Origin of the sequence: Pseudomonas sp. Fl5BN2, assembly GCF_009908205.1 — a bacterium.
Classification (GTDB): Bacteria; Pseudomonadota; Gammaproteobacteria; order Pseudomonadales; family Pseudomonadaceae; genus Aquipseudomonas.
This window is the reverse complement of sequence record NZ_JAAARL010000039.1, coordinates 26125-32697: the sequence shown is the minus strand read 5'-3', so window position 1 is coordinate 32697 and position 6573 is coordinate 26125. Positions and strand designations below refer to the sequence as shown.

The 6573-nt window shown below is 66.6% G+C and carries 7 protein-coding genes; 3 read left to right on the top strand and 4 right to left on the bottom strand.

All coding sequences use genetic code 11. The features are described from left to right. From GV819_RS31765 to GV819_RS31755, 3 genes are all read right to left on the bottom strand, one after another. On the bottom strand, positions 1-881 hold an 881-nt coding region (locus tag GV819_RS31765; RefSeq protein WP_161759984.1), incomplete at its 3' end, for a diaminopimelate epimerase. A 78-nt stretch (positions 882-959) separates the two neighbouring features. Then, a complete protein-coding gene (locus GV819_RS31760) occupies positions 960-1388 on the bottom strand; it encodes a RidA family protein (RefSeq protein ID WP_161759983.1) in 429 nt (142 codons plus the stop codon). Positions 1389-1421: 33 nt separating this feature from the next. Continuing rightward, the gene (locus GV819_RS31755) at positions 1422-2420 is read right to left on the bottom strand and encodes a cyclase family protein (RefSeq protein ID WP_161759982.1); all 999 of its coding nucleotides are present in this window, start codon (positions 2418-2420) and stop codon (positions 1422-1424) included. Between the two features lie 98 nt (positions 2421-2518). Here GV819_RS31755 and GV819_RS31750 point away from each other — a divergent pair, with 98 nt between their 5' ends. Next, positions 2519-3409 (top strand): LysR family transcriptional regulator, encoded by an 891-nt coding sequence (locus tag GV819_RS31750; protein ID WP_161759981.1) that lies wholly within the window; start codon positions 2519-2521, stop codon positions 3407-3409. 3 nt (positions 3410-3412) lie between these two features. On the opposite strand, the gene GV819_RS31745 is transcribed toward GV819_RS31750, so the two are convergent. Further along, positions 3413-3883: an Lrp/AsnC family transcriptional regulator gene (locus GV819_RS31745; protein WP_161759980.1), complete on the bottom strand. Its 471-nt coding sequence runs from the start codon at positions 3881-3883 to the stop codon at positions 3413-3415. A 253-nt stretch (positions 3884-4136) separates the two neighbouring features. On the opposite strand from GV819_RS31745, the gene GV819_RS31740 reads away from it, so the two are divergent. Beyond that, positions 4137-5378, top strand: coding sequence for a diaminopropionate ammonia-lyase (locus GV819_RS31740; RefSeq protein ID WP_161759979.1), 1242 nt, complete (start codon positions 4137-4139; stop codon positions 5376-5378). Positions 5379-5393: 15 nt separating this feature from the next. Further along, the gene (locus GV819_RS31735) at positions 5394-6545 is read left to right on the top strand and encodes an MFS transporter (RefSeq protein WP_161759978.1); all 1152 of its coding nucleotides are present in this window, start codon (positions 5394-5396) and stop codon (positions 6543-6545) included. The last annotated feature ends 28 nt before the right edge of the window (positions 6546-6573 follow it).

Here is a 6573-nt window from a genome sequence, read left to right as displayed (position 1 = left end):
GCCTTGACCCAGCCCACCCGCCAGGCGGCGCTGGCCACCGCGCTGGCGCTGGTGCCGGAAGATGCGGTCGGCCCTTCGCCCCGCTCGAATACCCTGGCGACGATGCGCTGGGCGGACTCCCGCGCCGCCCACTGCAAATTCACCCCTGCCGGGCACGGCTCGCCGCTGCCCAGGGGTAAGGCAAAGGCGGTCGCCGTCAGCCCCTCGGCCAAGGGCGCCTGGAGCATCTGCTGGTTGCTCGGCAAGGCCGCGGCTTCCTCCACCAGGGTCACGCAGTGGGGATTGCCGATGCGCACGAACTGGCTGTGATCCCACTGTGGGTGCAAGCGCTGCAAGGGCGCCACCCGGCTCAGTTGCAGACCGTTCAGGCTCACCGCCTCGACGCCCAGGGCCGCCACTGCTTGCGGGCCGAAAGACGGCTGCCCGAGGTCCAGCCAGAAGCCTTGCACCCCCGACACCTGCGCCGGCTCCACTGCCGTCAGCACCGGGGAAGCGCCCCCTGGCTGGTCATGATGCACCTGCAACAGCGTCTCGCCTGTGGCCGCCAGCACCCCCTGTTCGGTGAGCGCCTGGGCAAAGATCGTCAGGCCATTGCCGCTGCGCTCGGCCAGGGTGCCATCGGTGTTGACGATCAACAGGTCGAAAGGCGCCGCGGCCTGGAACGGCCCCACCAGCAAGCCATCACAGCGATGGGCCTTGGCCCCTTCCGGGCGAGCTCCCGGCGCCCAGTCGCACAAGGCGGCAATCGCCTGTGCGGCCCACAGCCGCCGGTCCCGGGCGGCCTCGGCCGCCGTACCGGGCAAGGCTACCCCCAAGCGCCGCAGCGCCGCTGGTGCCACCACACCATAGATATTGCCCCGCGCATCGTAGAACGCTGCCATTGCACCGCCTCCAGAAACCACCAAGCCGCTGACATTAGGGTAAATGCAGCGGCTCGGCCAGGGGGGGGCGGGAAGCCGTCAGGGCGCCAGTGCGGCAATCGCCTCGATCTCGAACAGCATGCCGTCCAGGGCCAGGCGCGGCACCGGAATCAGCGTGCAGGCCGGGGTCGGCGCGTCTCCCCACAACTGTTGCAACTGGCTGCCGAAAACCGCCAGGCGCTCATGGCTGTGATCAACGATCAGCACCGTGAGCTTGGCCACTTGATGCACCTCGGCGCCGACGCTGCCCAGGGCGGTCTGCAGGTTGGCCAGGGCCTGGCGCACCTGCCCGGTAAAGTCTTCTGGCAGCGAACCATCGAGGTTCTCGCCGCCCTGCCCGGCGATAAACACCAAGCGTGCGCCAGCGGCTACCTGGGCGACATGGGAATAGCCATTGGCGCTGGGGTCATAGAGCCCGGCCGGGTTGGACAACTTGAGTACGCCCTGGGGCGCTGCATGGCTCGACATAGGTATCTCCTGAGTGAATGAAACCGACCGGGTTCAGTGGATTGGCAAGGCCAGCGGCCGGATCGGCGCCGCATCCGCGCCGCGCAGCTTGAGTGAAGCACCGATAAAAGCGAACTGATAAACCCGGTCCCGGGACAGGCCTTCAAGGTTCACCAGCTCGATGATCGGCGCACCCTGCATCGCCAGCAGGTAGGTGTGCAGCGGCAGGTAGTTGCCCTCGACCTCGGAAGGGAAGGTTTCAAAGCTCAGGTTATCCGCGCCGACCACCATGGCGCCGCCCTCTTCCACCAGGAACTTCGCCGCATCCAGGCTCAGGCCCGGGGGGTTGGCCATGTAGCGCTGAGCGTTGTCGTAGTCGCGCATGCGCCCGGTGCGGATCAGCACCACATCGCCTTTTTCCAGGGCCACTTTCTGTTTGCCCAGGGCTTGCTGCAAGTCGGCACGGGTGACCCGGTAACTGTCCGCCAGTTGTTCCAGGCCCTTGGCCGCGGCAACGTCGATCAGCACCCCTCGGGCAATGATCGGCGGCAGTTTTTCCGCCCCGGTGACATTCCAGCCGCGGTCCCCGAGGTGCTGGTCGGCACGGAAGCCGTTCCAGATCTTGCCGTCGAGACCGAAGTGATTCAGGGCGTCGATATGGGTGCCCATGTGGGCGTACATCGACACTGCCGAACCGCTGTAGCTGACGTGCTGGTTCATCGGTTCGCCGACCTGCATCGGGTCGGCGATCACATTGCCGTGGGGGGTGTGGGTCATCCACATCTGGTACGGCGGGTCACCGGCGGCCTGCCAGCTGGGCATGCCGACGAAATAGTCCACCGCCAGGTCGTAGGCCTGGGCGCCGCTGACCCGGGCCATGATCGCCGCCCGGGATTGAGCGGTGATCAGGTTCAGGCGGCCAATCTCATCCTTGGGTCCCCAAGGGCTGATCCCGACCTCGGGCCGCACCGCGCTGGCGGCGCTGCACAGTCCGCTGATCAACGACAGCGCCAGGACCCCGGGAAGGATCTTCGACCTTGCGTGAATTGCCATGACAACACTCCTGCGAAATGAAGTGGCCATGGTATTGAGTGCTGATTCAGAGATAATCAGCCGATTCGTGGATAGATATTCAACCCAGGGGAAACAATATGGATGTACTGATGGCCATGCGCACCTTTCGCCGGGTGGTGGAGCGTGGCAGTTTCAACCTGGCCGCTGCCGACCTCGGGCAATCCACCGCGGCGGTGAGCAAGCAGGTGCGGCAACTGGAAGAGCGCCTGGGCAGCCTGTTGATCCTGCGCACCACCCGGCGCATGAGCCTGTCGGAAGCCGGGCAGGGCTACTTCACCGAATGCTCTCACCTGCTCGATGAACTGGACGCCCTGGAGCACGCCACTCAGGCCGGCAGCAGCGAGCCCGGCGGCCGCCTGCGGGTCAATGCGCCGTTGTCCTTCGGGCTCAAGGTGCTGTCGCCGATCCTCGTCGCGTTCATGCAGCGCTATCCGCAATTGCAGGTGGAACTGACCCTCAACGACCAGGTGCTGGACGTGGTGGGCGAAGGCTTCGACGTGTCCCTGCGAATCCGTCGACAACTGGAGGATTCGTCATTGGTCGCCCGCCACCTGGGGCAGGTGGAACAGATCATCTGCGCCGCACCAGGCTACCTCCAGGCCCAGGGCACCCCCGTGGGGATTGCCGACCTGCACCGGCACCGCTGCCTGGCCTACCGGCTCGCGGAACACCCGGGGCGCTGGCAACTGGAAGGCCCGGAAGGCAACAGCCGGCTGGAACTGCCGGTGCACTTTGCGGTGGACAACAGCCTGATGCTCGGCGACATGCTGGTGGCCGGCCTGGGCATCGGCGCCCTGCCCGGCTTTGTCGCCCAACCCCTGCTGGACAGCGGCCAGTTGCTGCGGGTGCTGCCGGAGCAGCGCCTGCCCAGCCGCCATATCTATGCGCTGTACCCCAGCCAGCGCCACCTGCCACAGAAGGTCCGGGTGTTCGTCGATTTCCTGGTCGAGGCACTGCATTGCCCTTGAGCCTCAGCCCGTGGTGGGCACCTCCAGCCCGACCTTGACCCGGTTCATCGCCACCAGCGTCTTGAAGCGCTTGACGTTGTCGTTGTCGAAGAACAGCTCATGGGTCAGTTGGTTGTACTGGGCCATGCTGCGCACACAGAAGATCAGCACGAAGTCGCATTCGCCGGCCACGTAGTAACACTGCTGGACTTGGGGGCAGGCCTGGAACCTGCGCTTGAGGGCATCGAGCTGATCGACCCGCTCACTTTCCACTTCCACCTCGACGATGATGCTCAACTCATGGCCGAGCGCATCCGGCGCAACCACCGCGGTGTAGCGCTCGATCACGCCTTCGTCGGTCAGGCGCTTGAGCCGCCGGTTGACCGCCGCCGTGGACAGGTTGACCCGCAGCCCCAGCTCGCTTTGGGCGGTGCTGGCGTCACGCTGCAGCTCGGCGAGCAGCTTCAGGTCATAGGCATCAAGACTGGTGTTCATGGACGGCAGGGCTCCGGAAGACAGCGGCTCACGGTGGAATAATTTTGTGCAAAAGCCGCCGATTATGCGAAATAAACTCAGCCCCCGCGCACTATTATTTTCCCTGCCCACCCGGGTCCCGCTCACCGCCCCGTGCCAGCCTTCGAGCGCACCCGCAGACGTGCCGCCGAACCATCGGCGCGCCCCCTGAAAACCGCCCAATCCCGTTGCCCGCCTGATCCCTTGTCCACTCAGGGAGTTCACTGGAGCCGTCATGCTGTTCGCCAACCCCCGAGCCGTCCGTGAAACCTACCCGGCGCACCTGCGGTGCCTGCTCAACATCCAGCAGGCCCGGCAAAGCCGCGAGTGGCTGGCCCACTGGCCACTGCTCAACCAGCAGCCCACGCCGCTGTACCCGCTGCCGGACCTGGCCCGGCAACTGGGGCTGGCCGAGGTCTGGATCAAGGATGAAGCCCAGCGCTCGTGCCTTGGCAGTTTCAAGGCCCTGGGGGCACCCTTCGCCCTGCTGCGGCAGGTCATCCAGTACTGGCCGCACCAGCCATTGAGTGCCCGCGGCCTGTTACTCGGCCGGCACCGCGCGCTGCTCAAGGACTACACGGTGATCAGCGCCAGCGACGGCAACCACGGCCGGGCCCTGGCGGCGGCCGCACAGAGCCTGGGTTGCCGCTGCGTGATCGTGCTCCACGCCGGGGTCAGCCTGGAACGGGAGCTGGCGATTGCCGCCTATGACGCGCACATCGTGCGGATTCGCGGTAACTACGCACAGTCAGTCGTCGAAGCCGCGCGCCTGGCCGCCACCTATGACTGGCAGGTGATTGCCGATACCGGCTCGCTGGAGGCGCCAAGCGTGCCCCTGGACGTGATGCAGGGCTACGCCAGCCTGGTGGCCGAGGTCCTTGAGCAAAGCGCCAGCCAGCCTGAACAACCGGGGTTCAGCCATGTGCTGGTGCAAGGCGGGGTCGGAGGGTTGGCGGCCAGCGTCGCCAGCTACCTGTGGGAATATCACGGCGCGGCGCGACCACGCCTGCTGGTGGTGGAACCGCAGCAGGCCGATTGCCTGTACCAGAGCGCACGGGCCCAGCAGCCTTCGCGTGCCAGCGGTACGGCGGATTCGCTGATAGCGGGCCTGGCCTGTGGCGAGGCTTCGCCCCTGGCGTGGTTATTTCTGCAACCTTCAATCGATAGTTTTGTCACAATCCCCGATTCGGCCGCGCTGGATGCAATGCGCCACCTGGCGGCCGGCAGCAAGCACGACAGGCCGCTGGTGGCGGGAGAATCCGGCGCCGCAGGGCTCGCGGGGCTCAAACAGTTGGGCAAGGCGCTAGCCCTCAGGCGGGCCACTCGGCTCACTCACCACTCACGCGTACTCCTGATCAACACTGAAGGCGCCACCGACGCCAGGCTTTACCAGCACTGGGTCGGCGAGACGGCACAAGCGGTCACCCGGCGTCGGCAGGGTTGGCGACCCAGCGTCGCCAGCCCCGCCGACGCCTGACCACCAAGGATTTTCATGACTGCCAGCACCCCCCATTTCCAGGCCACTCCCGGCCGCCTTGAACAGATGTCCACGCGCATCGCCTTTTTCATCGCCGGCTTCGGCATTGCCGCCTGGGCGCCGCTGGTGCCTTACGCCAAGGCCCGGGCCGGGCTCGACGAAGGCACTCTGGGCCTGTTGCTGCTGTGCCTGGGAGTGGGTTCGATCCTGGCGATGCCGATCGCCGGGGCCCTGGCCGGGCGCTTTGGCTGTCGCCGGGTAATGGCCGGTGGCACCCTGCTGATCTGCCTGGCCCTGCCGCTGCTGGCGACCCTGACCTCAATCCCGCTGCTGATGGCGGCGCTGTTCATGTTCGGCGCCGGGCTTGGCGGGGTGGATTCCACCGTCAACCTGCAAGCGGTGATCGTCGAGCGGGCCAGCGGCAAGACCATGATGTCGGGCTTTCATGGCCTGTTCAGCCTCGGTGGGATTGTCGGCGCTGCTGGCGTCAGCGCCCTGCTGGGGCTGGGCCTGTCGCCGCTGGGCGCAACCCTGGTGGTGATCGTCCTGATGCTGGTGGCCTTGATCAAGGCCGCGCCGCACATGCTGCCCTATGGCAGCCAGAGTGCGGGACCGGCGTTTGCCGTGCCCCACGGCGTGGTGCTGTTCATTGGCTGCCTGTGCTTTGTGGTGTTCCTCGCCGAAGGCGCGGTGCTGGACTGGAGCGCGGTATTCCTCACCGAGGAACGCAGTCTGGACGCTGCCTATGCCGGCCTGGGCTACGCCGCCTTTGCCCTGACCATGACCCTGGGCCGCCTGACCGGCGACACCATCGTCCAGCGCCTGGGCGCGCGCCGCGTGATCATCATAGGCGGTAGCACCGCAGCCGCCGGCCTGTTGCTGGCAACCCTGGCCCCCGCCTGGGAAGCGGCGCTGGTGGGTTATGCCCTGGTGGGTGCGGGTTGCTCGAACATCGTCCCGGTGCTGTACACCGCGGTGGGCAAACAGACCGTCATGCCCGAAAGCATCGCCGTCCCGGCCATTACTACCTTGGGGTATGCCGGCATCCTCGCGGGGCCGGCGGTGATCGGTTTCATCGCCCATGGCAGCAGCCTGAGCGTGGCCTTCGGCCTGATCTCAGTGCTGCTGCTGGCGGTGGCCGCCAGCGGCAAGGTGCTCAAGGTCTGAGCCCTCCTCGGGAGCCGCTGCCGCAGAC